The 25,495-nt window shown below is 65.7% G+C and carries 22 protein-coding genes and 1 pseudogene; 13 read left to right on the forward strand and 10 right to left on the reverse strand.

The features are described from left to right. Nucleotides 1-22: 22 nt before the first annotated feature. Complete coding sequence (locus AC0KTM_RS08015) at nt 23-1,627, reverse strand: Na+/H+ antiporter (RefSeq protein ID WP_472415379.1); 1,605 nt, start codon at nt 1,625-1,627, stop codon at nt 23-25. A 150-nt stretch (nt 1,628-1,777) separates the two neighbouring features. On the opposite strand from AC0KTM_RS08015, the gene AC0KTM_RS08020 reads away from it, so the two are divergent. Then, nucleotides 1,778-2,212, forward strand: a complete 435-nt coding sequence (locus AC0KTM_RS08020) for a protease inhibitor I42 family protein (protein WP_225329543.1) — start codon at nt 1,778-1,780, stop codon at nt 2,210-2,212. Nucleotides 2,213-2,231: 19 nt separating this feature from the next. Here the strand turns inward: AC0KTM_RS08020 and AC0KTM_RS08025 are convergent, their stop codons facing one another. Beyond that, the gene (locus tag AC0KTM_RS08025) at nt 2,232-3,506 is read right to left on the reverse strand and encodes an alpha/beta hydrolase fold domain-containing protein (protein ID WP_472415380.1); all 1,275 of its coding nucleotides are present in this window, start codon (nt 3,504-3,506) and stop codon (nt 2,232-2,234) included. Nucleotides 3,507-3,705: 199 nt separating this feature from the next. Here AC0KTM_RS08025 and AC0KTM_RS08030 point away from each other — a divergent pair, with 199 nt between their 5' ends. Continuing rightward, nucleotides 3,706-4,062 carry a type II toxin-antitoxin system HicB family antitoxin gene (locus AC0KTM_RS08030; protein WP_238957805.1) on the forward strand — a complete coding sequence of 119 codons (357 nt, stop codon included), beginning with the start codon at nt 3,706-3,708 and terminating at the stop codon, nt 4,060-4,062. Between the two features lie 7 nt (nt 4,063-4,069). On the opposite strand, the gene fdxA is transcribed toward AC0KTM_RS08030, so the two are convergent. Next, a complete protein-coding gene (gene fdxA / locus AC0KTM_RS08035) occupies nt 4,070-4,396 on the reverse strand; it encodes a ferredoxin (protein ID WP_472415381.1) in 327 nt (108 codons plus the stop codon). A 224-nt stretch (nt 4,397-4,620) separates the two neighbouring features. Between fdxA and AC0KTM_RS08040 the strand changes: the two genes are divergently transcribed. Then, nucleotides 4,621-5,562 carry a LysR family transcriptional regulator gene (locus AC0KTM_RS08040; protein ID WP_225329546.1) on the forward strand — a complete coding sequence of 314 codons (942 nt, stop codon included), beginning with the start codon at nt 4,621-4,623 and terminating at the stop codon, nt 5,560-5,562. A gap of 34 nt (nt 5,563-5,596) precedes the next feature. Here the strand turns inward: AC0KTM_RS08040 and AC0KTM_RS08045 are convergent, their stop codons facing one another. Beyond that, entirely contained in the window at nt 5,597-6,313 is a 717-nt protein-coding gene (locus AC0KTM_RS08045) for a sirohydrochlorin chelatase (protein ID WP_472415382.1), read from the reverse strand. Then, nucleotides 6,310-7,977 carry a nitrite/sulfite reductase gene (locus AC0KTM_RS08050; RefSeq protein ID WP_472415383.1) on the reverse strand — a complete coding sequence of 556 codons (1,668 nt, stop codon included), beginning with the start codon at nt 7,975-7,977 and terminating at the stop codon, nt 6,310-6,312. The genes AC0KTM_RS08045 and AC0KTM_RS08050 overlap by 4 nt, the downstream gene beginning before the upstream one ends. Nucleotides 7,978-8,279: 302 nt before the next feature. Between AC0KTM_RS08050 and trxB the strand changes: the two genes are divergently transcribed. Next, complete coding sequence (gene trxB, locus AC0KTM_RS08055; protein ID WP_472415384.1) at nt 8,280-9,272, forward strand: thioredoxin-disulfide reductase; 993 nt, start codon at nt 8,280-8,282, stop codon at nt 9,270-9,272. 3 nt (nt 9,273-9,275) lie between these two features. Here trxB and AC0KTM_RS08060 read toward each other — a convergent pair whose 3' ends face one another. Beyond that, on the reverse strand, nt 9,276-10,589 hold the full coding sequence (locus AC0KTM_RS08060) for a cytochrome P450 (protein ID WP_472415385.1): 1,314 nt from the start codon (nt 10,587-10,589) through the stop codon (nt 9,276-9,278). Nucleotides 10,590-10,707: 118 nt separating this feature from the next. On the opposite strand from AC0KTM_RS08060, the gene AC0KTM_RS08065 reads away from it, so the two are divergent. Next, a complete protein-coding gene (locus tag AC0KTM_RS08065; RefSeq protein WP_225330196.1) occupies nt 10,708-11,373 on the forward strand; it encodes a TetR/AcrR family transcriptional regulator in 666 nt (221 codons plus the stop codon). A 70-nt stretch (nt 11,374-11,443) separates the two neighbouring features. On the opposite strand, the gene AC0KTM_RS08070 is transcribed toward AC0KTM_RS08065, so the two are convergent. Then, on the reverse strand, nt 11,444-12,028 hold the full coding sequence (locus tag AC0KTM_RS08070; RefSeq protein ID WP_472415386.1) for a TetR/AcrR family transcriptional regulator: 585 nt from the start codon (nt 12,026-12,028) through the stop codon (nt 11,444-11,446). 86 nt (nt 12,029-12,114) lie between these two features. On the opposite strand from AC0KTM_RS08070, the gene AC0KTM_RS08075 reads away from it, so the two are divergent. Beyond that, a complete protein-coding gene (locus AC0KTM_RS08075) occupies nt 12,115-12,516 on the forward strand; it encodes a nitroreductase family deazaflavin-dependent oxidoreductase (protein ID WP_472415387.1) in 402 nt (133 codons plus the stop codon). 2 nt (nt 12,517-12,518) lie between these two features. Continuing rightward, the gene (locus AC0KTM_RS08080) at nt 12,519-13,172 is read left to right on the forward strand and encodes a carboxymuconolactone decarboxylase family protein (RefSeq protein WP_472415388.1); all 654 of its coding nucleotides are present in this window, start codon (nt 12,519-12,521) and stop codon (nt 13,170-13,172) included. A 14-nt stretch (nt 13,173-13,186) separates the two neighbouring features. Here the strand turns inward: AC0KTM_RS08080 and AC0KTM_RS08085 are convergent, their stop codons facing one another. Further along, nucleotides 13,187-14,572 carry an FAD-binding oxidoreductase gene (locus AC0KTM_RS08085; RefSeq protein WP_472415389.1) on the reverse strand — a complete coding sequence of 462 codons (1,386 nt, stop codon included), beginning with the start codon at nt 14,570-14,572 and terminating at the stop codon, nt 13,187-13,189. A 188-nt stretch (nt 14,573-14,760) separates the two neighbouring features. Between AC0KTM_RS08085 and AC0KTM_RS08090 the strand changes: the two genes are divergently transcribed. Further along, nucleotides 14,761-16,236 carry a serine/threonine-protein kinase gene (locus tag AC0KTM_RS08090; RefSeq protein WP_472415390.1) on the forward strand — a complete coding sequence of 492 codons (1,476 nt, stop codon included), beginning with the start codon at nt 14,761-14,763 and terminating at the stop codon, nt 16,234-16,236. Between the two features lie 71 nt (nt 16,237-16,307). Here the strand turns inward: AC0KTM_RS08090 and AC0KTM_RS08095 are convergent, their stop codons facing one another. After that, nucleotides 16,308-16,799 carry a DUF1707 domain-containing protein gene (locus tag AC0KTM_RS08095; RefSeq protein WP_472415391.1) on the reverse strand — a complete coding sequence of 164 codons (492 nt, stop codon included), beginning with the start codon at nt 16,797-16,799 and terminating at the stop codon, nt 16,308-16,310. Nucleotides 16,800-16,868: 69 nt separating this feature from the next. Here AC0KTM_RS08095 and AC0KTM_RS08100 point away from each other — a divergent pair, with 69 nt between their 5' ends. Further along, a complete protein-coding gene (locus AC0KTM_RS08100; protein ID WP_472417413.1) occupies nt 16,869-17,465 on the forward strand; it encodes a TetR/AcrR family transcriptional regulator in 597 nt (198 codons plus the stop codon). A gap of 4 nt (nt 17,466-17,469) precedes the next feature. Here the strand turns inward: AC0KTM_RS08100 and AC0KTM_RS08105 are convergent, their stop codons facing one another. Further along, nucleotides 17,470-18,738, reverse strand: a complete 1,269-nt coding sequence (locus tag AC0KTM_RS08105; protein ID WP_472415392.1) for a cytochrome P450 — start codon at nt 18,736-18,738, stop codon at nt 17,470-17,472. A 159-nt stretch (nt 18,739-18,897) separates the two neighbouring features. On the opposite strand from AC0KTM_RS08105, the gene AC0KTM_RS08110 reads away from it, so the two are divergent. The 4 genes and pseudogenes from AC0KTM_RS08110 (at nt 18,898) to AC0KTM_RS08125 (ending at nt 25,494) form a co-directional block, all read left to right on the forward strand. Continuing rightward, nucleotides 18,898-19,359: a VOC family protein gene (locus AC0KTM_RS08110; RefSeq protein ID WP_472415393.1), complete on the forward strand. Its 462-nt coding sequence runs from the start codon at nt 18,898-18,900 to the stop codon at nt 19,357-19,359. A gap of 72 nt (nt 19,360-19,431) precedes the next feature. Further along, a pseudogene (locus AC0KTM_RS08115) lies at nt 19,432-20,887 on the forward strand (type I restriction-modification system subunit M). Further along, nucleotides 20,884-22,071, forward strand: a complete 1,188-nt coding sequence (locus AC0KTM_RS08120; protein ID WP_472415394.1) for a restriction endonuclease subunit S — start codon at nt 20,884-20,886, stop codon at nt 22,069-22,071. Before AC0KTM_RS08115 ends, AC0KTM_RS08120 begins: the two are co-directional and overlap by 4 nt. A gap of 9 nt (nt 22,072-22,080) precedes the next feature. After that, on the forward strand, nt 22,081-25,494 hold the full coding sequence (locus AC0KTM_RS08125) for a DEAD/DEAH box helicase family protein (RefSeq protein WP_472415395.1): 3,414 nt from the start codon (nt 22,081-22,083) through the stop codon (nt 25,492-25,494). The last annotated feature ends 1 nt before the right edge of the window (nt 25,495 follow it).

Consider the following 25,495-nt stretch of genomic DNA (forward strand, 5'->3'; position numbering starts at 1 on the left):
ACGGTCGGCCACCGACGGGCCCCTATTCGTCCTCGTCCTCGTCGGCCGCGGCGGCGAGGAGTTGCACTTCCTCGAGGTCCATCTCGTTCTGCAGCTCGCGCAGCACGATGTCGTCGATCAGGTTCTGGTTGCGCAGCGCGGTGATTTCGCGGCGCTTGTGTTCGAGCACACCCAAACGCACCTGTCGGACCTTCTCGCGGCCCTTGAGGATGCGGTGGTCTGGCGAGCCGTCCTCGGTGGCCAGCACCAGCGCGGCCTTCTCCTCGTACTCGATTTGCAGCCGCCGGCGCAGGTCGTCGCTGATGCCGACCTCGTCGGCGACCGTCGGCAACGCGGCGAGGGCGGCCTGGGACCCCCGACAACGCGCGAGTTGCAGTTCCTCGGCGTGGGTGGCGTCCTCGGGCATTTTCGCCCATCGGACCACGGCCGGCAGGGTGCTGCCCTGGACCAGCACGGTCACCAAAATGACGACGGTCACGATGAAGATCAGCAGGCTGCGGTCCGGGAACGGCGTGCCGTTGAGCGTGGTCATCGGCACGGCGACCGCGGCGGCCAGCGATACGGCCCCACGGAATCCCGCCCAGACGGTGACGAACCGCTGGCGCCAGTTGACCCGACGTTCGCGTTGCGCTTGGCGTCGGTCGATGAGCCGGATCAGCAGCGTGGTGATCTCGCCCCAGAAGATGCGGGACACGATCACGACGGCGGTGACCACCAGCGCGACGAACAGGGCGTGGCGAATGCCGCCGTCGACGCCGGCGATGCCGCGCAGCGCGCCCGGGATCTGGACACCGACGAAGACCCATAGCGAGCCGTTGAGCAGGAAGGTCGCGATGTCCCAGAAGGCCGAGGACTGCAGCCGCGAGCGCGCGCGGATCACCACGGGTCCGGCGTAGGCCAGCACCAGCGCCGACACCATCACCGCGACCACCCCGCTGCACTCCATCGATTGGGCGAGCAAGAACGCCGCGAAGGGCGTCACCAGGCTCAACGCCCCCTCCTCCTGGGGTGCGTCGATTCGCTTGCGCAGCAGGGTGACCGCGCCGCCGACCAGCAGGCCGGCGGCGATGCCGCCGAGGTAGGAGCCGATGAACCGGGCGGTCACCTCGGGCGGGCTGATCGCGGCCCCGCCGATCGCGACGTGGACGCTGACGGCGAACAAGACCAGGGCGGTGCCGTCGTTGATGAGACTCTCGGCCTTCAGCACGGTCAGCGACCGCCGTGGCAGCTTCTTCGCGAGACCGGCCACCGCCGCCGCGTCGGTGGGCGACAACACCGCGCCCAGCACGCCCGCCGCGTGCGGATTCATGCCCAACGCCCGGGCCGTCCACGACACCGCGACCGCGGTGGCGATCACCAGGGCGACGCTGAGGAACACGATGATGCGCGCGTTCGCCCGGATCTCGCGGAAGCTGGTGTTCAGGCCCTCCCAGTACAGGATCGCGGGGAGAAACAGCAGCAACACGATCTCGCCGTTGACTCGCACGTGACCGAAATGGGGGACCAGACCCAGCAACACGCCCATCAGGATGAGCAGCACCGGGGGACCCACGCGATAGCGCCGACCGATGACCGTCCCCACGATGACGGTGGACACCAGGGCGACGATCAGTTCGAGGCCAAACACCAGCCCATCCTGCCGGATGAGACGGTGGGCGGCTGCGCGGGCCGCGCGACCCAATGTCGACCCGTCGGGGTCACGCGCGATGGTGTCGGCGCCTATCTTCGGACTGGATCAGACCTATTAGGCTCCGGAGCGGAATTGAAGGGGGATCTGGTGAAGGTGAGGCTGCTGGCAACAGTCGCCGTGCTCATGTTGTCGTCGGTGGTGGGCTGCCACTTCGCGTCCCGGAATCCGCCGTCGACCAAAACCCTCCAGGTCCCCATGACCGAAGTGCTGACGCAGAGCGAGATCAGCCAGAGCATCACCCTGGACGTCGGCAACACGTTGGTCGTGGAGTTGGGTTCGAACTACACCACGCCCTACCGGTGGACGCCCGACACCAAGATCGGCGATTCGGCGATCGTCAGGCAGCTCAGTCACGAGTTCGTGCCGCCGGCCTCTGACGCCTTGGGGGCGCCGGGCACCGAGACGTGGACGTTCGCGGCCATGCGGCCCGGGACCACCACCATCGTCGCGACGTACAACAGCTTTGTGGACAAGGACGCCAAACCGGGGTGCGTGTACACCCTCACCGTGACCGTGCGGTAAGTCCTTGCGGCGGTAGCGGTTACGCGACGGCGACCTGGCGTTGGCGCGCGTAGATTTCGGCGAGGAATTGCTCGACGGCCACCGCGGTGTGCGCGGCGCGGACCGAGCCGAAAATGTCGAAAGCGTGTTGCGTGAAAGGCAATTCGGCGTAGAGCACCGGCTGCGCGCTGGCTCGGCGCAGCTTTTCGACGAACGTGCGCGCCTGTTCGACGTAGGCCAGTGAGTCGTTGCGGCCGTGCAGGACGAAGAACGGGGGAGCGTCGGCGTTGACGTGGTTGACCGGCGACGCCGCTTCGAACGTCTGCAGGTGCGTCGAGGGCTTTTGCTTGATGATCGACTTGATCAGCAGCCCCGGCATCATCGGGTGCAGCGTCTTGTCGAATCGGGTGAAGTCGTAGATGCCGTAGAACGGCACGGCCGCCTGCACGCGGGTGTCGACGTCCTCGAAGCCCGGCTGGAATTGCGGGTCGTTGGGGGTGAGCGCGGCCAGCGACGAGAGGTGGCCGCCGGCCGAGCCGCCGGTGATGACGATGAAGTCGGGGTCGCCGCCGTATTCGGCGATGTGTTGTTTGACCCAGGCGAGGGCGCGCTTGACGTCGACGATGTGGTCGGGCCAGGTGTTGCGCGGGCTGTGCCGGTAGTTGATCGCCACACAGATCCAGCCCAGTTCGGCGAGGTGGCTCATCAACGGATGCGCTTGCCCGCGTTTGTTTCCCGTCGTCCAGGCGCCGCCGGGGATCTGGAAGAGCACCGGGGCCTTGCCGGCCGGGTCGAGATCAGGGCGCCGCCAGATGTCGAGGTGGTTGGCGCCGCCGAATTCGCCGTAGCTGATGTTGGAGTCGTGGGCGTAGTCGCGGTAGATCCGCAGCATCCGTAGCAGTCCCGGCGTCTTGGCGGTGCCGCTGCCGCTCGGCCGGCGCCACAGGCTGGCCGATTCGGTGAGCCGGTCGGCTCCCAGCCCGCTGTCCAACGCCTCGGTCAGCGGCACGTTGGCGCGATGGCCCGCGCGGCTCAGGTTCAGCAAGCCGAGCGCCGAGAGCCCGGCGACCAACCAGGCCGTTATCCGCACGGGCCGCGTCAGGCGGCGTGCCGTCAGGGCCAGCCCGCCGAGCTGGCTCACCAACGTCTGCAGCGGCAACTCGGTGACGACGAGCCCGACCATCCAGGAGTACAGCGATGGGTAGCCGCCGCGCGCCAGGGGGCGGTAGGCGTTGAGGGTGGACGCCGCCGTCACCGCGGTGACCGCCAGCGACCCTATTTGCCGGGTGAGGTGGGTGATTCGAGCTGTCCGCATTGCCTCACCTTACGAAACGTGTGGGTTCGTGTCGGATCCGCTAGCGCCGGTGCTAGCGGATCCGGGACGGTCACATTGGTCTGGAGAGGCGGCCGGGCTCCGGGGAGCGTGGCTTTGGGGCCTCGTGTCTTCCCGCGCGCTCTCCGGGTGGGGATGAGTGACTCGCGAAAACGCTAGCGCCCGTGCTACTAAACCCGGCGTGAACCACTACACCTACCGCGTTGCCTGGTCACGGCATTACGACCGATACGACGCCTCGTGTCTTGAGTTGCCGTTCATGCGGCGCGAGGGGCGGACGGCGCCGGAGGCGATGGTTGAGATCGAGGAGGCCGTCGACCGGCACGTTCAGGCCATGCTGGCGTGCGGCGAAACGCCGCCGATCCCGATGGCGGACCGCAACTACAGCGGCACGATTGTCGTCCGAACGTCCCCGGAGCTGCACGGCCGCCTGGCCGTGGAAGCCGCTGAACAGGGAGTGTCGATGAACCAGTGGGTGGTCCAGAAACTGGCCGGGCGGCGACCCAGCGACACCTTCGGCCTGTCCGGATGGGATTAGCGCGCGGCTACGACGCCTCTGCCCTGCTCTCCAGGTCCTTCACCGGGGCGGGGTCGTTCTCGGTCAGGCCGACCTTCGCGGCTCCGCCGGGCGAGCCGAGCTCGGTGAAGAAGTCGGCGTTGATCTGCAGGTATCCGCTGTGCTCGTCGGGCAGGTCGTCTTCGTAGAAGATGGACTCGACCGGGCACACCGGCTCGCAGGCGCCGCAGTCCACGCACTCGTCGGGGTGGATGTAGAGCATCCGGGCGCCCTCGTAGATGCAGTCGACCGGGCATTCCTCGATGCATGCCTTGTCTTTGATGTCGACGCAGGGTTCGGCGATCACGTAGGCCACGAATGTTGTCCTTCCGTCTGGCTAGCGGGGTCGGCCGGCTGCGGGCCGCAGCAACTCGGTCAGGCTGGCTAATTTAGCGCGGCGGCATCCGCGCGGCTCACCGGCCCTTTCGAGGCGGCAATGTCCCCATGCTTCCGGTCCGCGCGGGGCGTGAGTAGAGGTTTGGCGTTGTGGTGTCACAAGCTATAGTTGTGGTCACACGATTTGATTGTGAGCGCCGCGCCATGCCACTCAGCCCTCGGCTGCCCGAACTGTCCTCGTTCGAGGCGTTTTTGGCGATCGCCGAGACCGGTAGCCTCGGCCGCGCCGCGCGCGAGCTGGGACTGACCCAGCAGGCGATATCGCGGCGCCTGGCCACCATGGAGGCCCAGATCGGCGTCACCTTGGCCGTCCGGACCACGCGCGGGTCGCAATTGACGCCCGCGGGCCTGATCGTCGCGGACTGGGCGACCCGCCTGCTCGACGTCGCCCACGAGATCGACGCCGGCCTGGGTTCGCTGCGCAAGGAGGGCCGCGAACGCATCAGGGTGTCGGCCAGCCAAACGATCTCCGAACAGCTCATGCCGCACTGGCTGCTGTCCCTGCAGGCCGATGCGGCGCGGCGCGGCGAAACCGCGCCGCAGGTCATTCTGACCGCCACCAACAGTGACCACGCCATCGCCTCGGTGCGCGACGGGACCGCCGATCTCGGGTTCGTCGAAAACCCGGGCACGCCAAAGGGTTTGGGTAGCTGCGTGGTGGGGGAGGACGAGCTGGTGATCGTCGTCCCGCCGGACCACAAGTGGGCCCGACGGTCGCGGATCGTGACCGCGCGTGAGCTCGCGCAGACGCCCTTGGTGTCTCGCGAACTCCATTCCGGCATCCGCGATTCGCTGGCGGCGGCGCTGCGCCAGGTGCTCGGCGAGGACACGCAGCAAGCCGCACCCGTGCTGGAGTTGACGTCGTCGGCGGCGATGCGCGCCGCCGTCCTGGCCGGCGCGGGCCCGGCGGCCATGAGCCGGCTGGCGGTGGCCGACGACCTGGCGGTCGGCCGGCTGCACGCGGTCCACATCCCCAAGCTGGATCTGCGCCGCAAGTTTCGGGCCATCTGGGTCGGCGGGCGTACCCCGCCGCCCGGGGCGATCCGCGACCTGTTGAGTCACATCATCAGCCGCGCAACGGCATAGCACGCTCGGCGGGAAGGGGAGGGGCCGGGAGCGCTCAGGCCGCGGCGTCGGCGGCCAGCGCCTCGTCGTAGCGGTCGAGCACGGTCTCGGCCACCAGCCGGTGCGCGCCCAGCGGGGCGGCCATTCGAATGCCGTTGTCGCGGGCGAAGGTTGACACGCCGTCGGTGATGAATCCCGGCGCCAAGAACCACGGCGCGATCACCAGCCGGCGCGCGCCGCGGCGGCGCAACTGGTCGGCGGCCCGGGCCACCGACGCCTCGGGCCGGGTGGCGAATGCCGTTGTGGCGCTGGCCCATCGGGTGCCGGCGGCCAGTCGGGACGCCACCTTCGCGGTGCGCGCGTTGGCGGCCAGGTTCGACGAACCGATCGCGACCACCATCACCCCGAGGTCGTCGTCGAGGGGCGAAACCCCGACCTCGGTCAGGCGCTCGCGCAGGACGGTGACCAGGCGGTCGTCCTCGCCGAGCACGTCGGCCTGCCGTATCCCGTGGGCGCCGGCGCGGGCGATCTGCTCGGGGATGTCGAGGCGCGCGTGGTAGGCGCTGGCCAGCAGCAACGGCGCGACGACGGCGCGGCGGCTGTCCGGCAACCCGGCCAGCACGTCCACGAAGTTCGGGGCGTTGAGCTCGAGGAACGCCAGCCGCACGTCGAGGTCCGGCCGCATCCTCCGCAGCCGGTCGGCCACGGCTTCGGCGTTGGCGCCCGACCGGGGGTCGCGGCTGCCGTGCGCGGTGAGGACGAGGGTGCTCACCGCAGGTCGTCCTCCTCGGCGCGCAGCGCCCAGGACGCGAAAGCCTCACCGGCGTCGCGCTTTTCGAGGTATTTGCGGGTCACCCGGTCGATGTAGTCGCCCAGCTCGTCGCTGGTGACCTTGTGCTGGCGCAGTTTTCGGCCGAAGCCGCTCTGCTCGCCCAGGCCGCCGCCCAGATGCACCTGGAAGCCCTCGACCGAATTGCCGTCGCCGTCGTCGATCCACTGGCCCTTGAACCCGATGTCGGCGACCTGGATTCGGGCGCACGAGTTCGGGCAGCCGTTGAGATGCACGCTGATCGGCGCGTCCAGCCGGGACTCGACATCGGCCAGGCGCTGTTCCAGCTCGGGCACCAAAGTCTGGGTGCGAACCCGGGTTTCGGCGAACGACAGCTTGCAGTACTCAATTCCGGTGCACGCCATGGTGTTTTTGCGCCACGACGACGGCCGCGACGGCAGGCCCAGCGCGTCCAGGCCCGCGACCAGCTCGTCGACCTTGTCGTCGGCCACGTCGAGGATGACCAGCTTTTGGAATGGGGTCCACCGCGCCCGGTCGGAGCCGGCCTTTTCCATCAGGTCGGCCACGGCCGACAGGGTGCTGCCCGACACGCGCCCCGCGATCGGTGCGACGCCAATAGCGTTGCGGCCGTTCTTGATTCGCTGCACGCCGACGTGGTCGATGGTGTGCTTGACCGGCGTGGGGGCCGGGCCGTCGATCAGCCTGCGGTTGAGGTATTCGGTTTCCAGGACGTCACGGAATTTTTCGACGCCCCAGTCCTTGACCAGGAACTTCAGCCGGGCCTTGGCGCGCAGCCGCCGGTAGCCGTAGTCGCGGAACAGCTGGGTGACGGCCTCCCAGACGTCGGGCACCTCGGCCAGCGGAACCCAGACGCCGAGCCGCTGGGCCAGCATCGGGTTGGTCGACAGGCCGCCGCCCACCCACAGGTCCAGGCCGGGGCCGTGCTCGGGGTGGTGGACGCCGACGAACGCGATGTCGTGCGTCTCGTGGGAGACGTCCTGCAAACCGGAGACCGCGGTCTTGTACTTGCGCGGCAGGTTGGCGTACTCGGGGTTGTTCAGCGAGCGGCGGACGATCTCGTCGATCGCGGATGATGGGTCGAGCACCTCGTCGAGCGAGTCGCCGGCCAGCGGCGAACCGTGAATGCCGCGCGGGCAGTCGCCGCACGCCTCGGTGGTCTGCAGCCCGACGGAGTCGAGGCGGCGCCAGATCTCGGGGACGTCCTCGATGCGGACCCAGTGCAACTGCAGGTTTTCCCGGTCGCTGATGTCGGCGGTGTCCCGGGCGAATTCGGTCGAGATCTGGCCCAGTGTGCGCATCGTGTGCGCGGTCATCGCCTTGCCGTCGGAGCGGACCCGCATCATGAAGTACTTGGCTTCGATCTTGTCGGTGTTCTCGTCGCCGGTCCAGCTGCCGTCGTAGCCCTGCTCGCGCTGGGTGTAGAGGCCCATCCAGCGGAAGCGTCCGCGCAGGTCGGACTTGTCGATGCTGTCGAAACCCTGCTTGGAGTAGACGTTGATGATGCGGTCGCGGACGTTCAGCGGCCCATCGTCGTTCTTGATCTTCTCGGTGTCGTTGAGGGGTTCGCGATCCCCCAGCGCCCACTGACCCTCATTGCGGGTCTTGACGGGACGTGCGGTGGTCATGCGGTGTATCTCCTTCGCGAACTTCCTCGCGGCGGCTCAGATTGGCGGCGGGCGGCCAGAGGCGGGCAGGGCCTTCGTGGCTACCGGGCATCGCGATGATGTTGGGTCTGTGGCACCCGCAGGTTCGTCATTGGACCCACGGGTCGCGATTTCCATAGTGCACGAGCTACGGCGACGTCAGTAGAGGTGCGATTGTTGTGGGGACACAACCGCTGGTTGTGTGCGCTGCTTCACGTCTTTGCCTTTGGCGGCCAGAGGGATTGGCCGCGGCACCGGTCGGACTCGCAGTAGTGTGGCCGCTTATGAGCTCCTCCGACGTCCACGACGTGATCATTGTTGGTTCGGGTCCTGCGGGGTATACCGCGGCGTTGTATACGGCGCGGGCGCAGTTGGCGCCGGTGGTGTTTGAGGGGACGTCGTTTGGTGGGGCGTTGATGACGACGACCGAGGTGGAGAATTATCCGGGTTTTCGTGACGGGATCACGGGTCCGGAGTTGATGGATCAGATGCGGGAGCAGGCGCTGCGGTTTGGGGCCGATCTGCGGATGGAAGACGTCGAGTCGGTGTCGTTGCGGGGTGCGGTGAAGTCGGTGACCACCAGCGAGGGCGAGACGGTGCGCGCGCGGGCGGTGATTTTGGCGATGGGCGCCGCGGCCCGCTATCTGGGGGTGCCTGGTGAGCAGGAGTTGTTGGGGCGTGGGGTGTCGTCGTGTGCGACTTGTGATGGGTTCTTTTTCAAAGATCAAGACATCGCGGTGATCGGTGGTGGGGATTCGGCGATGGAGGAGGCCACGTTTTTGACCCGTTTTGCCCGCAGTGTGACGTTGGTGCATCGGCGCGAGGAGTTTCGGGCGTCGCGGATCATGTTGGAGCGTGCGCGGGCTAACGACAAGATCACGTTTGTGACCAATAAGGCGGTCGAGGCGGTGCAGGGTGCCGAGACGGTCACCGGGTTGCGGCTGCGTGACACGGTGACCGGTGAGGAGTCGACGCTGGCGGTGAGCGGGGTGTTCGTGGCGATCGGTCATGACCCGCGCTCGGAGTTGGTGCGCGAGGTGCTCGAGACCGACGCGGACGGGTATGTGTTGGTGCGTGGGCGTACCACCAGTACCTCGCTTGAGGGGGTGTTCGCCGCCGGGGATCTGGTGGATCGCACCTACCGCCAGGCCGTCACCGCCGCCGGCAGCGGCTGTGCGGCCGCCATCGACGCCGAACGCTGGCTCGCCGACCACGAAGAAACCGACGTGGACGCCTCCGTGACGCCGGCGCTGGGTCGAGAGTCGTTGCGTAGCTGAGGTTTACACCGGCAGGTGAGCGGAAGTCGTTCTGCGACCGCCGAGGTGGGCCGGCAGCCGGGTGTATCCGTGCAAGTTGATCAGCCCTCGCGGTTGTGGGGGACCGGTCAGGCGCAGCTCGGGGAAACTCTCGAACAGTGCGCGCAGCGCGGTCGCCCCCTCGATGCGGGCCAGGGCGGCCCCGAGACAGGCGTGGATGCCGGATGCGAACGCGAGGTGGTCGCGTGCGTTGGCCCGGGTGATATCGAAAGTCGTTGGATCGGTGAACACCTTCGGGTCGCGGTTGGCGCCGCCGAGGAACAATCCGACCATGTCGCCGTCCGCGATGTGGGCGCCGGCGATTTCGACGTCGCAGTTCGGGGTGCGCGCGGTCATCTGAACCGGGCTGGCGAGCCGCAGGATCTCCTCGACCGCGGACGGCCACAGGTCCGGATTGTCGTGCAGCAGCGCCAATTGCTCGGGGTGCTGCAGTAACAGGACAATGCCGTTGCCGATCAGGTTGACCGTCGTCTCGAAGCCCGCGCCGACGATCAGCGCGGCGTTGGCGGTGAGTTCGCGGTCGGTCAGCGAGCCGTCGGCGGCCATGCGGCCGAACGGATTGTCGCTCTGCTGGGCGGCGCGCAGCCTGTGGAAGTGCTCGAGCAGGTAGTCGTCGGCGCCGCGCAGCCCCTCGATGGCATTGCGGTAGGTCTTCCAGTCGATCCCGATATCCAGCAGCGGGGAACCGCTGCGGCCCCACCCCAGCATGCGCGGATACGAATCAGGCGGCAGGCCAAGGATTTCGGCGATGATCGCCACCGGCAGTTGCGTCGCGAAGTCGGCGATCAAATCGGGCTGCGGTGTCGCGGCGATGCGCTCGATCAACTCCATCGTCACTTCGGCGACCCGGGTGTCCAGCGAGTCGATCGCCCGCGGGGTGAAGCTTTGTGCCACCAGTTGGCGGTAGCGGTTGTGATCGGGCGGATTCACGATCACCATGGCGGGCGGTTCGACCGGGTTGGCCACCCCGGGGTCGGTTTTGGCGATGAGCGCCTTCAGCGGGCGGGGCAATTCCATCTCGGTCGGCGAGGTGACACCAAAGCGCTTGTCCCGCAGGATTTGTCGACACACGGCGTGGTCGACACTGGCCCACACGTACGGGGAGCGCACCACGCGTCCGCGCGCCCGGATCTGCTCCATCAGCGCATAGCGGTCATCGCCGGCCGTTCCGCTGCGCAGCAGCAGCGCCAGGGGATCGCCGCGGCGGGCCTGAACGGCGAAGTACGCCCGCGGCACGCCGTGCATGGCCGCCCACCGGGCCCTGAGTCCGACACGCATACGGATCCCTCCCGGAACCTCAACCCCGCTCGCCCCTGCGATACAATGAGACCATAAATGTCTCGCATGTCCTGATCGCTACGATACGACGACCGCGACGAGCGGGCAAGGAGGATTCGTGACCTCGACGCGAACGGCGGAATTCGTGCGGCGACTCACCGAACCCGATCCCGTCGTGCTGGCGCAGGTCGACAACCCCGACGAGATCACCGCCCGCATCCTGGCCGCCACCGCCGAACAGGCCGAGCTGGTGGGGATGCGCCGGACCACCATGGAAGACGTCGCGCGGCGCAGCGGCGTCGGGCGCGCCACCCTGTATCGGCGGTTCCCGACCAAGGCGGCGCTCGTCGATGCCGTCGTGCTGGCCGAGGCGCGCCGCTTCCTCGAGGGCGACGCGCAGGCCTGGGCGCGGGGCGCGACGCTCGAAGACCGCATGGTCTACAGCACGGTGTTCTCGGTGACGTTCATGCGCGAACACGCCTTGCTCAAGAAGCTGCTCCGCACGGAGCCCGAAACGATTCTGCCCAGCCTGACCATCGACGCGGGCGCCATCCTCGACTTCGCCACCGAGCACGCCATGGGGCTGCTGCGCGCCGCGCTCTACGGCACCTCGAAAACCACGGCCGCTCAGGAGCGCCACCTGCGCACCGTCGCCGAACTGCACACCCGGCTGACGCTGTCATTCATCGTCACCCCGCACACCGGCATCAACCTGGCCACCATCGACGACACCCGCACGTATGTGCGCAACTACCTGATGCCGATGGTCACCGGGCCGAGCTAATCGGCTGCCTTTGGCGAGGTGGGCACTTCGTATGGTCGTCCGGCCCGCGGCGGCACCGGATTACCGCCCGCTAACCCGGCGGCGTGAGATGGGCGGTGACGATCGGGGTGACCCGCGCAACGAGTTCGTCCACCGGAGCCGACGCGATCGGCTCGACCTGCAGGACATGGCGCAGGTAGGCGATGCCCAGGAGTTGGCCCATGGCCATATCGACACGCAGTTCGGTGTCCGACCCCGCCAGCAGCTTGGCCATCTGCGGGTACAGCTGGCCCTGAATGAACTGACGCACCAGGGCGGCCGACTCGTCGTGGGTGGCGGCGCCCCGCAGGATCGCCAGTAGGGAAGCGCGGGAGTCCGGCTGCTCCCACGCTGTGAAGAACACCCGCGTCAGGCGCGCGCCGATTTCGTCGCGGTCGTCGTCGGCGATGTGCGCGCTGATCTCGGCCGGGTCGAACGGCCACCCCATCGTGGACCGGAACAGCTCGGCCTTGCTGCCGAAATAGTGCCGGATCAGCGCCGGGTCGACTCCGGCGCCGGCGGCGATGTCGCGGACCGAGGTCTTGTCGTATCCCGAATTGGCGAACAGCCGTCGCGCGGTCGCCACGATGTCGTTCCGGGTATCGGGGTTGCCCGGGCGTCGTCCAATGGGGGGCACAATCCAGAAATTCTACAGTCGTTGACTTCCGGATGCCCGGGAGTTAGCGTGGACTCATAAATTCCCCAAGTGAGGAGTTAAGGAAGATGCCAGCACCGCGATGGGTCGCCCGGGCCAACAAGGTCGGCCTCAATCGGTTCACAAAGTTCATCGCCCCGTGGGCGCCGGGATGGGGAGTGGTCGTCCATCGCGGACGTAAATCGGGGCGCACCTTCCGCACCCCGCTGTGGGTCTTCCGCCGCCACAACGGATTTGTGATCGCGCTGACGTACGGCCCCGAAACCGATTGGGTGCGCAACGTTCTCGCCGCGGGGGGCTGCGAACTGCAGACCCGGCGCCGGCGGTATCAGCTCGGCGCCCCGGTCGTGTTCCGCGACGAGGACGCGACCGACATGCCGGCGTTCATCCGGTTCATGCTGCGCAAGGTGATCAAGGCACCGGAGTTCCTCCGCCTCGACATCGTGAACCAATTGGCAACGGCGCGTTGACGATGGACCTACCGAGCAGCCCGCTGGGGGAACTGGATCCGCAATTCGAGAAGCTCGGACTGGAGGTGGCCGCGTTCACGTTCGGGCTGCCGGGAACGAGCGTCCGCGAAAAGCTGCTGCAGACCGTGACGCTCGACATCTGCCGCGCCCATCTGGGCCTGGCCTTCCGGATGCACGTCACGGCGGCGACGATGCACGGTGTTACCTACGCCGAATTGTTGGCCGCGATCCGGTTCGTCGCCCCGTACTCGGGTTATCCCGCGGCGGCGGACGCGCTGGCCCGTCTCACCGAGATCGCGGCCGAGATCGGATTGGACACAAGCGATCTCGGCGAACAGCCGGAGACCGGCGCGGTGAACGACGCCGCGGGGCGCCCCGACATCGCCGACGAATGGACCGCCAAATTCGTCGACTGGCAGCTATCGCGGGCGTGGTCGGAGGATCTGTTGAGCAGGCGCGAGCGCGCCATCATGGCGCTGACCTCCGATGTCGGCCAGCGGGATCTCGACGAGTCGCTGCGCCGCCACGTCGAACTCGCGCTCGACGCCGGTCTCAGCGCCGAGGACGTCCGTGACGTGATTCGCTTCTGCGCCGAGTACGGCATCGGGCGCGCCGCGGCGGCCCTGCGGGCGCTCGACAACGTGCTTGTCCGCTAGGGCATTTGACGGGATTACGCGTCACCCGACGCGAACACCACATCGGGGTTGAGGATCCCGGCTGGGTCGAAGCTGGCCTTGATGCGGCGCATCAGGTCCACCTTGACGGGGTCCTCGAGTTCGACGAAGTACGGGGCCTTGGCGCGCCCGAGGCCGTGCTCGCCGGAGATCGCCCCACCCAATTCCATTGCCAGCGCGAAGATATCGGTCAACAGCTTCTTCCGTGTCGCGGGGTCCGGGCAGAAGATGGCCAGGTGCACGTTGCCGTCGCCGGCGTGCCCGCATCCGGCTGCGGCGCCGCCGGCCGCCGTCGCCAAATCGCGCGCGGCGGACAGGAACTTCGGCATCGCGCCCCGCGGCACGACGGTGTCGATGAGGTCGTCGGCGTTGAGCGCCTTGAGCGTCCAGAACGCCTTCTCGCGCGCCTCGATGAGCTTGCGCGCCGCACCGCCGTCGAGCACATAGGCGTCGACGGCGCCCAACTCGGCGAGCAGCTCACCCGTCGTCTCGACATCCTCGTCCAACCGGTCGGCGGTCCGGTTCTCAAGCGCCACAACGAGATAGGCCTGGCAGCTGTCGCGGACGTCGTCGGGAACGCCGAGCTCCAGGTTCTGGGTATGGACGAGCGCGGCCATCGTCACGTTGTCGATGTATTCCAGGATGTAGGGAGCCATGCCGCTGGCGAGGATCTTCGGCACCGCCTGCATGACCTGGTCGAAGTCGGCGAACGGGGCCAGCACGGTGGCGCTGTGGTCGAGCCGCGGATGCAGCTTGACGACCACCTCGGTGGCCAGCGCCAGGGTGCCTTCGGAGCCGACGATGAGCTGGGTCAGGTCGTAGCCGGTGGAGACCTTGGCGATCTTGCCGCCGGTGCGGATGAGCTCGCCGGTGGGCAGCGCGGCCTGCAGCCCGAGCACGTTGTGGCGGGCGATGCCGTACTTGACCGCGCGCATGCCGCCGGCGTTGGTGCCGACGTTGCCGCCCACGCTGGACGACAGCTCGCCGGGGTGGACCATGTACCGCAGCCCGGTGCCCGCGGTCGCGGCGTCCAATTCGGTGAGCGTCACGCCGGGCTGGACGACGGCGACCTGGTTGGTGACGTCGACCTCCAGCACGGCGTTCATGCGCTCGAACGAGATCAGCAGCCCGTCGGCGCGGGGGATCGCCCCGCCCGACAGGCCGGTTCCCGAGCCGCGGGCCGTCACCGGAACCTGGTTGTCCGAGGCGGCCCTGAGCAATTGCGCCACCGCGTCGGCGGTCGCGGGCTTGGCCAGGTACGCGGGCCGTTGCGGGGGGTTGGTCAGCACCTCGTCGTGCGCGTAGTCGTCGGAGATGGCGTCGCCCGTTAGTATGTGGTGCGCGCCGACGATCGTCGCGAACCGCGCTGTCATGTCGGTCATCGAAGGCCCACCTTCTCCCGTCGGACAGGCACTCACTGTATCGGGAGGGTGGGGGACGCCGGCGCACCGTAGTTGCGGCCGACGCTGCCGTGCGGTTGCGACACGCGTGAGCCTGCGCACGTTATGTCGATGCCCGATTCGGGAACACGCGGGCTGGACTGTCTTCAACGTTGCGGAAGGATTGCGCAGTGGTTTCCTCGTCCCGCGGTTCGCGGCTCGGTACCCGGTTCGGGCCGTATGAGCTGCGATCGCAGATCGGTGCCGGGGGAATGGGCGAGGTCTATCGGGCCTACGACACGGTTAAGGACCGGATGGTCGCGCTCAAGCTGTTACGTGGCGAGACGGCCGCGGACCCTGGCTTCCAGCAACGTCTTTGGCGCGAATGCCGGAAGGTGACGCGGCTGCAGGAGCCGCATGTCCTGCCGCTACACGATTTCGGCGAGATCGACGGGGTGCCGTTCATCGACATGCACCTGGTCGACGACGGGGGCAGCCTCAAGGACCTGCTGCGCGAGCAGGGCGCGCTGGAGCCCTCGCGCGCGGCGTCGATCACCGCGCAGGTGGCGCGCGCGCTGGACGCCGCGCACGCGGCCGGGTTGGTGCATCTCGACGTCAAACCCGAAAACATCCTGCTCACCCACGACCACTTCACCTACCTGGCCGACTTCAGCATCGCCGAAGCCGCAGGCGACGAGTCCCTTTCGCGCACGTACATGGCGCCCGAGCGGTTCACCACCGGACGCGTCGGGGCGCAGACCGACGTCTACTCCCTGGCGTGTGTACTCTACGAGTGCCTCACCGGCCAGCCGCCGTTCGAGGGCGCCGACGCGGGGGAGCTCAAGAGCGCACACCTGCTGTCGCCGGCGCCGCGGCCCAGCATCATGCGCCGTGGTGTCGGCCGGGACTACGACGACATCATCACGCGGGGCATGGCCAAACAGCGCACGGCCCGGTACGCATCCGCGGGCGAACTTGCCCGCGCCGCCAGCGAGGCAGTGTTCGCGGCGTACGAGCCGGTTTCGGTTGCGGCGGGCGTGAGCGGGCCGCCGCGGACGCGCCCGCTGCCGATGGTGTCGCCGGATTTCGTTGACGCCGGCGACGGCCCGGAGTCGCCTCCCGCGGCGTCGCGGCCGGCGCGTCGGCTGATTGAGGGCCGCGCACCGCTCGTGGTGACCGCGGTCGCGACGGTGCTGCTGATCGCCGGGTTGGTGCTGTCGGTGAAATCCGTTGTCGGGACTCATCACAACACTTCGGCCGCGCCGCCTCCGACAGTGCACTCGGCGGCGCCTCCCGCCCCGTCGACCCCGCCGCCACCGTTGACGCCGACGCTGTCGCGTCCGGTGAAGGGCGCCGACGGGCTGGGGTTTGTCGGCGAGACGGCCCGCTGCGACCCGGGCAACCCGCCGGCCGCCGTGGTGCGCACCGCCCAGTCACTGGCCGTGGTGTGTCAAAACCTCAGCGGGACTTACTATTACCGCGGCGAGCGGATTCGCGATGGCGCCCACATCGAGCTTTCCAATGCCAAGCCCGTCGAGGACGGATTCGACGTCACCAACCCGGTCGACGGCGTGGTCTACGAGGTTCGCCCGCACCGGCTGCGGATCATCAGCTACGGGCACGTCGATTCGTCGGAACCCGTGCTGCAGTACGCGACGGCGTCGTAATCACTGGGAAGGCAACGTCTTCGGCTTACCCGGCCATGCCAACGCGGCGGGAGCCACATGTCTTTCGTGGGCTAGCGGATGTGATAGCGGTTTGCACACGATCCCGGTGCAAGCACGGCCGAAAGCATTGGTTGCCAACGGCTCTGCTTGAGCCGCGGTATCGACACGGCGTGGCTGGCGAGACCGATTCCCGCACCCAGGATGGGCCAGATCGGCCAGAAATAGGTGGCGTCGGTCGTCAGGGCGACGGCCGCCCAGACGGTGAGCACGACGACGACCATGGCCAGGTACGCGGCGAGGTGGGCGCGCACGCCGCGACGGGCCGCGGCGACGCGGGCGGCGCGCCGGCGGGGATCGTGGCGCCGGATGCGATCGACCGGCAGGTCGGCGAGGAGTTCGCGGAGTTCCTGGTCGGTCTGCGTCTGGAAAGCGGCTTGGAGCCGTCGGTCGTACTCGTCGATCTGCAGGTAGCCCTGGGCGAGGGCCTGGCCGAGCAGGTCGGCCGTGCGCTCCCGGTCGCGAGTGCCGGCGAGCGTGGATGTGGTCTCAAGCAGATTCGTCATGTCGTCTCCTTGGTCGCCGATGTGAATGTCATTAACATAGACCTTAATGTTAATGTCGTCAACATGGCTGTGAAGCGGTCGACCGTGCGCCGGCGGGAGAGCTATCACCACGGTGATCTCAAGCGCGCGCTCACCAGCGCGGCGCTGTCGCTGGTGGCCGAGAAGGGGCCGAAAGGGTTCACCCTCACGGAGGCGGCGCGCCGCGCCGGGGTCAGCGCCGCGGCGCCGTACCGGCACTTCGCCGACAAGGCCGAGCTGTTGGCCTCGGTCGCCGAACAGGGATTCCGTGACCTGCACGCCGAGTTGGCCGCGGCGGCCGATCGCGTGTCGGATCCGAAGGAACGGGTGACGGAGCTCGGGCGGGCCTACGTGCGGTGGGCCATCGCCCATCCCGATCACTATCAGGTGATGTTTGGGGCGTCGCTGAAGGCCGAGCAGGGCCTTGCGGTGGCCGGCGCGCAGGCGTTCGGGGACCTGCTCGAGGCGATCACCCGGTGCCAGGAGGCCGGGATCGTCGCGGCTCAGGATCCCCGCGAGGTGGCCGCGCCGCTCTGGTCGCTGGTGCACGGCATCGCGTCACTGGCCATCGGCGGCCACCTGCGCGCGGTGGGTATCACCCAGGCTCCCGAGGAACTGGTGGATGGTGTTGTCGCTCAAGCGCTTTGAGCGATCACCACGGCCGTTCTGTTTCCCGGCTGGCTCCCGGGGTGAAGGTGACCGGGAGCTTGCCCAGCCCGGTCATGCTCGGGTTGCCCAGGTATTGGTGGACGTTTTCGACGTCGACCTGATAGTCGGGGATGCGGTCGAGGACGGCCTTGACCATCACCGCCGACATCAGCCGGGCGAGGTGCGATCCGATGCAGCGGTGCGGTCCCAGCCCGAACGCGACGTGGCGGTTGGGCGCGCGGTCGAGGATGATCTCGTCGGGCCGGTCGAACTCGGTTTCGTCGTGGTTGGCCGAGAGCCAGCTGAGGACGACGCGGTCGTTCTTTCGCAGGCATTGGCCGCCGAGGACGATGTCGTGAGTGACTGTGCGGCTGAGGGTTTGGTTGACGGAGAAGTAGCGCAGGAATTCGTCGGTGGCGGTGCGGTAGAGGTCGGGGTGGTCGATGAGTTGCTGTCTGAGATCGGGGTGGGTGCCCAGGTGTCTTAGCGTCAGTGCGGTCTGGGAGGTGGTGGTGTCGACGCCGCCGCCGATGAGGTTCCACAGGATGTTGAGCAGCTGTTCGTCGGTGAGGCGATGGCCGTCGAATTCGAATTGCAGCAGGAAGCTGGTCAGGTCGTCTTCGGGGTTGCTGCGTCTGGCCGTGGCGAATTCGATGACGTCTTGCATCATGGCGGGCACTTTGGCGATCGCGTCGGCGTACTCGTCGCTGTCCTGCGGGACGGCCATGACGGAGTGAAAGAGGTTGGCGTACAAGTGCCAATTGTCGTAGGGCAGGCCCATTAGCTTCATGGTCAGGATGGCCGGGACCGGGCTGGCGTAGTCGAGCACCAGGTCTATCTGTCCTGTTGTGATTTGTTGGTCGAGGAACCAATGCGCGGATTGCTCCATGAACGGCTTGAGTTTGTCGACGGCGCCGGGGGAGAAGAACGGGGCCAGTGCGTGGCGGAGGGCTTGGTGGTAGGGGCCGTCGACCTCGCCGATGCCCAGGGCGGGTTGGCCGTCGGGGCGCGGGACGCCCATCTCGCCCTGGTAGTCGACGCCGTCGGGCGCGTGGGGGTCATATTTGTGGGCGAAGGTGTCGTCGTCGCGGGCGGTGTGGCTGACGGCGGCGTAGCTGCTGAGGTACCAGAAGCCGTTGTAGTTCTCATTCCAGGCGACCGGACATCGTTGTCGCAGTTCGGCATTGACGGCCAGCTCGTTGAGGTTGAACGCGTCGGAATGATGGTCGAAGTCGACGGTGGCGTCGGGCCGGGCCTTCGGGCGTGTGACCATCGAAAAGCTCTCCCACGGAAGCGGTCTGCTTAGTTGGCGGTGACGGGCGCGTATTGGTTTATCTTTGCATTATTGCGCTATTGACTGGCGTGGAGAAGCTTGGTTATAGCGCGGTAGCGATTGCGTTCGTCAGGGGTCTGACTTGCTGCGGAGGTTGGGTTGAGTAGTCATCGAACGGTTTTCAATCACGTTGGGTTGTGCGTGTCGGACCGCGGGCGGTCGCGGCGCTTCTACGAGGGTCTGCTGGGGTTTCAGTTCTGGTGGGAGCTTGACCCGCCCGATGGTGCGACGTCCCAGCTGGTTGGGCTGCCAGAGCCGCTTGGCGTGCACGCGACCTATCTGGTGCGGGATGGGTTTGTGCTCGAGCTGATGGACTACTCGAAGCGGCAGGTTAATGCCGGCTCGGAGCGGGTGATGGATCAGATCGGGCTGACGCACATCTCGTTCTCGGTGTCGGATCTTCCCGGAGTGCTGGCCCGGGTGGCCGAGCTCGGGGGATCGGTAGTCGATTCGTCAGTGTCCGCCGGCGCCGCGATGATCAGGGGTCCGGACGGGCAGTTGCTGGAGTTGCTTTCGGACGGGTGGTTGAAGGCTCTGCCGCCGCGGCCTCGTAATGGGTGATCCGTCCACTTGTCGGTGCTCTTCTATATACAGTTCTGTTCAGTTCAGCACGACGAGTTGAGGAGCGCGGGCGTGATCACCGGTGAGTTGAGAAGCAAGGTCGACCGGGTCTGGGACGCGTTCTGGTCCGGCGGCATCTCCAATCCGCTGGAAGTGATCGAGCAGATCACCTACCTGTTGTTCATTCGCAGGCTCGACGACCTCGAAACGCTCGCCGAACGCAAGGCCCGGGTTAGCGGGAAACCGCAGGAAGCGCGCTTTAGCCCCGACCAGCAAGACCTGCGGTGGTCGCGGTTAAAGAACGAGGAGCCGGCCGTGATGTTCGCGACGGTTGGGCAGAAGGTGTTCCCGTTCCTGCGGACCCTTGGCGGCGACGGATCGACGTACGGCGAGCACATGGAGGGTGCCCGGTTCACCATCCCGACGGCGCAGCTGCTGTCGCGGGTGGTCGACCTGCTCGACGAGATCCCGATGGCTGACCGCGACACTAATGGCGATCTCTACGAGTACATGTTGTCCAAGATTGCCAGTGCGGGTCAGAATGGACAGTTCCGAACACCGCGGCACATCATCAAGTTGATGATCGACATGACTGCCCCGGAGACTGCTGACGAGATCTGCGACCCGGCGTGCGGCACCGCTGGCTTTCTGGTGGCCGCGTCGGAGTACGTACGGGAGCAACACCCGTCGGTGCTGACTGACGCCGATCAGCGAAAGCACTTCCATGGCAGCATGTTTCACGGCTATGACTTCGATTCGACGATGCTGCGCATCGCCAGCATGAACATGCTGATGCACGGCATCGAGTCACCGGACATCCGGTATCGCGATTCGCTCTCGGAGGGAGCCAGCGAGGACGCCGAAAAGTACACGCTGATTCTCGCCAATCCGCCTTTTGCGGGATCGTTGGATTATGAGACAACATCGAAAGACCTACAGCGAGTGGTCAAGACGAAGAAAACTGAGCTGCTGTTTGTGGCTTTATTCCTGAAGCTGCTTAAGCCAGGTGGCCGTGCGGCAGTGATCGTGCCCGATAGTGTGTTGTTCGGAACGTCTAAGGCGCACAAGGATCTTCGCCGAATCTTGGTGGAGGATCAAAAACTCGATGGAGTGGTGAAGCTGCCCTCGGGCGTGTTCCGTCCCTACGCGGGTGTGTCGACCGCCATTCTGCTGTTCACCAAGACCAACTCGGGCGGGACCGACCAAGTCTGGTTTTACGACGTCACCGCCGACGGTTTCTCGTTAGACGACAAGCGGACCCCGGTTGAGGCCAACGACCTACCAGATGTCCTGGCGCGGTGGGGAGAACGTACTGGGTCTGAATTCGAGCGGTCACGGACTGAGCAGTCGTTCTGTGTCAAAAGACGACATAGTGGCGCAAGCTTATGACCTGTCGCTGAACCGGTACAAGGAAATTGTCCGCGGTGAGGCCAAGCACCGGCCGCCGCTGGAGATCATCGCTGAGATCGAGAAGCTGGAGGGCGAGATCGCTGTCGGGCTGGCGGAGCTGAAGGCGATGCTGTCGTGAATACGGTGGTGTTGGGGGACGTTCTAACCGACGCGCAGCCAGGCTTTGCCTGCGGTCAGCAGGACCCTGACGGAGTTTTTCAGTTCAGGATGCATAACGTTTCCAAGAGCAGCAACGTCGATCTCCAGAAGCGTCGCCGGGTTCCGCCCGGCGCGCATCGACAGCTGGAGCGCTTTCTTGTTAAGAAAGACGACGTGCTGTTCAACGCGACGAACAGTCCCGAAAATGTCGGGAAATCTATTGTTGTCCCGCCTTTGGACGAACCGGCAGTCTTTAGCAACCACTTCATTCGCCTCAGGCCTAAACCAGAGAGACTAGTGCCTAGCTTTCTATGGCGCTGGCTGCAGTGGAGATTTCAACGCGGCGAGTTCCGGGCAATGTGCCGGCAATGGGTGAACCAGGCAACCGTCAGCCGTGAATCCCTGCTGGCGTTGGAGATATTTTTACCTCCCGTCCACGAGCAACACCGCATTGCGGCGATCCTTGAACAAGCCCAGAAGCTCACCGAGCGGTACCAAACGATGAGGGCTGTTTTCGACGAGCTGATAGCTGCTATTTTTGCAGGCATCGTCAACGGACCGGACATCCCGAGACAGGATTTGCGGGGTTTGGGAGTGGACTTCAAGTCCGGTAAAAATATTATTGGTTCCGCCCAAGATTCGCACCCAACAAATCGAGTGATCAAAGTCAGCGCGGTTTCATCGGGCGTGTTTGATCCGGCCGAATCGAAACCACTGCCGCAGACGTACCGACCACCCCAAGACCATCGAATACATAAGAACGATATCCTCTTCGGGCGCGCTAGCGGATCCATTGACCTACTCGGCGCAACCGCAGTCGTAGATCAAGAGTGTGTAGATTTGTTCCTGCCCGATAAAGTATGGCGCCTTGTGATTTCTCCAGAGCATTTGACGACACACGAATTTATATTTGGTGTCTTGCGGTCGTCGGACTTTCGTTCATTCGTTCGTCACCACGCGAGCGGTGCTGCAGGCGTCAGAAACATCGGAAAGTCGACGGTGTTGAGTTATTCGGCTCCCGTGCCTTGCGCTTCCGCGCAACAGATGTACTCGGACCGAGTTGTGGCTATACGCAAACAGATGCAGAAGGCTTCAAGTGCAGCGACGATAGCTGCAGAGCTATTTGAAACCCTCCAATCCCGCGCCTTCTCGGGTCAACTGTGAGCTAGCCATATGTCCAACTTCACCTTTCTGCATGCGGTCAACTGGCCGGAGATGCACGCCGATTGCGCCCGGGCAGAGAGCTACGCCACCAACGATCCCCGAGCCTCGTGCGTTTACAGCCGCCGCGCAGTCGAGCACTTGGTCAAGTACTTGTACGACGTCCTGGCACTGCCGATTCCGTACAAGGACGACCTTGCCGCCAAGATCAATGACGCGAAATTCAAGTCGAAGATCGACGGCAGGATCGCCACCAAGCTGAATCTGATCCGCAAGTTGGGCAACACGGCGGTGCATGACACTCGGGCGATCCCGCCGCGCGCCGCGTTAGAAGCGTTGCGCGAGTTGCACCACGTGATGCTGTGGGCGGCTTTCCGGTATTCGACGAAACCCCAAGCGGTACCGATGAAATCGGCCTTCGACCCCATGGTCGCAGCCAAGACCGCGCCGCTGACCCGGCAGGAAGTCGCCCAACTCGCGGCGAAGTTCGCCGCCCAGGACGAAGCCCACGCCAAAGCCCTGGCGGAGAGGGACGAACTGGCGGTGCAAAAGGACGCGGAAATCGCCGCCCTGCGGAAGGCGGTGAAAGAGGCGCAGGCTGCCAACCAGCAGACCGACGACCGCGACTACAACGAGGCCGAGACACGCGACCGGTTCATCGATGTCATGCTCGCAGAGGCCGGCTGGCCCCTGACTGACAGTAAGGACCGCGAGTACCCGGTCACCGGAATGCCTACCGTCGACGGCAAGGGTTTCGTCGATTATGTGCTGTGGGGCATCGACGGCCTGCCGCTGGCAATTGTGGAAGCCAAACGCACCACCAAGAGTCCGCATATCGGTCAGCAGCAAGCCAAGCTGTACGCCGATTGTCTAGAACAGATGACTTCCCGGCGACCGGTCATCTTCTATACCAACGGTTTTGAGCATTGGATCTGGGACGATGCCGCCGGCTATCCGCCACGCGAGGTGCAGGGCTTTTACAGCCGAGACGAGCTGGAATTGATGACGCAGCGTCGCCAAACCCGCAAAGCGTTGACCGACATGCCGATTGACTCCGCCATCGTGGAGCGACATTACCAGCAGCGGGCGATCCGAGCCATCGACGACGCGTTCACCGCCAACCAGCGCGAAGTCTTATTGGTGATGGCTACCGGCGCCGGGAAGACTCGCACGGTCATCGCGCTGGTGAAGCAGTTGATGGAAGCCAACTGGGTCAAACGAGTGCTGTTCCTCGCAGACCGCACCGCATTGGTCACCCAGGCCGGAAACGCTTTCAAAGCGCACCTTCCAGATGCCACCACTGTCAATTTGGTGACCGAGAAGATCACCGACGGTCGTGTATACGTGTGCACCTATCCGACGATGATGAACCTGATCAACGACACCGATTCCGGCATAAGGAAATTCGGGAGCGGCTACTTCGACCTCGTCGTGATTGACGAGGCCCATCGGTCCGTCTACCAGAAATACCGAGCGATCTTCGACTGGTACGACTCCCTGCTGGTCGGCCTGACCGCCACTCCGAAGGACGAAGTCGACCACAATACCTACCGGCTATTCCACCTCGAAGACGGCGTCCCCACCGACGCCTACAGCCTCGACGATGCCGTCAAAGAAGGCTTCCTGGTTCCCGCGGTTGGAATATCCGTCGGCACTAAGTTCTTACGCCAAGGCATTCGCTACGCCGACTTGTCCGAAGATGAGAAGGACGAATGGGATGCCCTCGACTGGGGCGACAGCGATCCGCCGGACGAGGTTAGTTCGGAGGAAATCAACCGATTCCTCTTCAACGAGGACACCGTTGACAAAGTCCTCGCCGAGCTGATGAGTAAAGGTCATCGCGTCGCCGAAGGCGACCGGCTCGGCAAGACAATCATCTTCGCGAAGAATCAAGACCACGCCGAGTTCATCGCCCGCCGCTTTGACATTCAGTACCCGCAATACGGCGGACAATTCGCCCGCGTCATCACTCACGGCATGAGCTACGCGCAATCGTTGATCGACGACTTCTCCGTCACCGAGAAGGCCCCACACATCGCGATCTCGGTCGACATGCTCGACACCGGAATCGACGTTCCCGACGTCGTCAACCTGGTCTTCTTCAAACTGGTGCGCTCCAAAACCAAGTTCTGGCAGATGATCGGCCGCGGGACCCGCCTGCGCCCTGACTTATTCGGCCCCGGTCAGCACAAGCAGAACTTCTACGTCTTCGACTTCTGCGGCAATCTCGAATACTTCAGCCAAGACCTGCCCGGGTCCGAAGGCTCCCTGCAAAAGTCGTTGAACCAACGGCTCTTCGAAACCCGGCTGGGATTGATCACCGCCATCGACCACGCCTGGCCGCCGCAGCAGCCCGACCCTGCCGAAGGGCAGGGCACCGAAACCGAGCGTGGGCTGCGGGTAGACGTCGCGTGGTCGCTGCACCAGACCGTCGCCGGTATGAACCTCGACAATTTTCTGGTCCGGCCGCACCGCAGGTTGGTCGAGGAGTACGCGCAGTGGCCGGCATGGAACGCGTTGTCACTGGAAACCGCCGGTGATGTCGCCGAACAGCTCGCCGGGCTGCCGTCGGCGCACAAGGACGACGATGAGGACGCCAAGCGCTTCGACATGCTCATCCTGCGCCGTCAACTTGCCCAACTCGAAGGTGACGCCGTGGCCGCCGAACGGCTGCGTGAACAGGTCCAGAACATCGCCACCGGGCTGCTGAACCAGACCGCGATCCCTTCCGTTGCCGCGCAACAGATTCTGCTTGAGGAGGTCGGCAGCGAGGAATGGTGGGTCGACGTCACCCTGCCCATGCTCGAGGCCGCTCGGCGGAAAATACGTGGCTTGCTGCGCTTCCTAGAGAAGACCAAGAAGGTCGTCGTCTACACCGACTTCGCCGACGAGCTCAGCGAATCCAGCCTTGTCGACCTTCCCGGCATCACGCCGGGCACCAACTGGGAGCGTTTCCAGGCCAAGGCGAGGGCGTACCTCAAGCAGCACCAAGACCACGTCGCCCTGCACCGGCTTCGGCGCAACAAGCCGCTGACTCCCAATGACCTGAAAGCGTTGGAGCACATGCTCGTTGACAGCGGGATCGGTGATCAGGCCGACATCGATCTGGCCAAAGAACAATCCCACGGCCTAGGCCTATTCATTCGTTCACTCGTCGGCCTGGACCGTGAAGCCGCCGCGGAAGCCTTCGGCGCGTACCTCGACGGAAGCCGGTTCAACAGCGACCAGATCCGGTTCATCAACCTCATCGTCACCGAACTCACCGCCAACGGCATCGTCGAACCCGCCCGGCTCTACGAATCGCCCTACACCGACCACGCACCCACCGGACCGGACGACGTCTTCGGCGATGCCGATGTGGACAACATCGTCGCAATCCTCAGAACGGTGCGGGATAACGCGGCACCCGAAGGGGGTGCGGCCTGAT

It is taken from the genome of Mycobacterium sp. NTMscope_Eco_3, from assembly GCF_976985685.1.

Excerpts from the sequence above, each read along its gene's own strand:
- AC0KTM_RS08025 (WP_472415380.1), bottom strand. The coding sequence starts at position 3,506 with ATGCGGACAGCTCGAATCACCCACCTCACCCGGCAAATAGGGTCGCTG.
- AC0KTM_RS08040 (WP_225329546.1), top strand. The coding sequence starts at position 4,621 with ATGCCACTCAGCCCTCGGCTGCCCGAACTGTCCTCGTTCGAGGCGTTT.
- AC0KTM_RS08050 (WP_472415383.1), bottom strand. The coding sequence starts at position 7,977 with ATGACCACCGCACGTCCCGTCAAGACCCGCAATGAGGGTCAGTGGGCG.
- trxB (WP_472415384.1), top strand. The coding sequence starts at position 8,280 with ATGAGCTCCTCCGACGTCCACGACGTGATCATTGTTGGTTCGGGTCCT.
- AC0KTM_RS08060 (WP_472415385.1), bottom strand. The coding sequence starts at position 10,589 with ATGCGTGTCGGACTCAGGGCCCGGTGGGCGGCCATGCACGGCGTGCCG.
- AC0KTM_RS08075 (WP_472415387.1), top strand. The coding sequence starts at position 12,115 with ATGCCAGCACCGCGATGGGTCGCCCGGGCCAACAAGGTCGGCCTCAAT.
- AC0KTM_RS08080 (WP_472415388.1), top strand. The coding sequence starts at position 12,519 with ATGGACCTACCGAGCAGCCCGCTGGGGGAACTGGATCCGCAATTCGAG.
- AC0KTM_RS08085 (WP_472415389.1), bottom strand. The coding sequence starts at position 14,572 with ATGACCGACATGACAGCGCGGTTCGCGACGATCGTCGGCGCGCACCAC.
- AC0KTM_RS08095 (WP_472415391.1), bottom strand. The coding sequence starts at position 16,799 with ATGACGAATCTGCTTGAGACCACATCCACGCTCGCCGGCACTCGCGAC.
- AC0KTM_RS08105 (WP_472415392.1), bottom strand. The coding sequence starts at position 18,738 with ATGGTCACACGCCCGAAGGCCCGGCCCGACGCCACCGTCGACTTCGAC.
- AC0KTM_RS08125 (WP_472415395.1), top strand. The coding sequence starts at position 22,081 with ATGTCCAACTTCACCTTTCTGCATGCGGTCAACTGGCCGGAGATGCAC.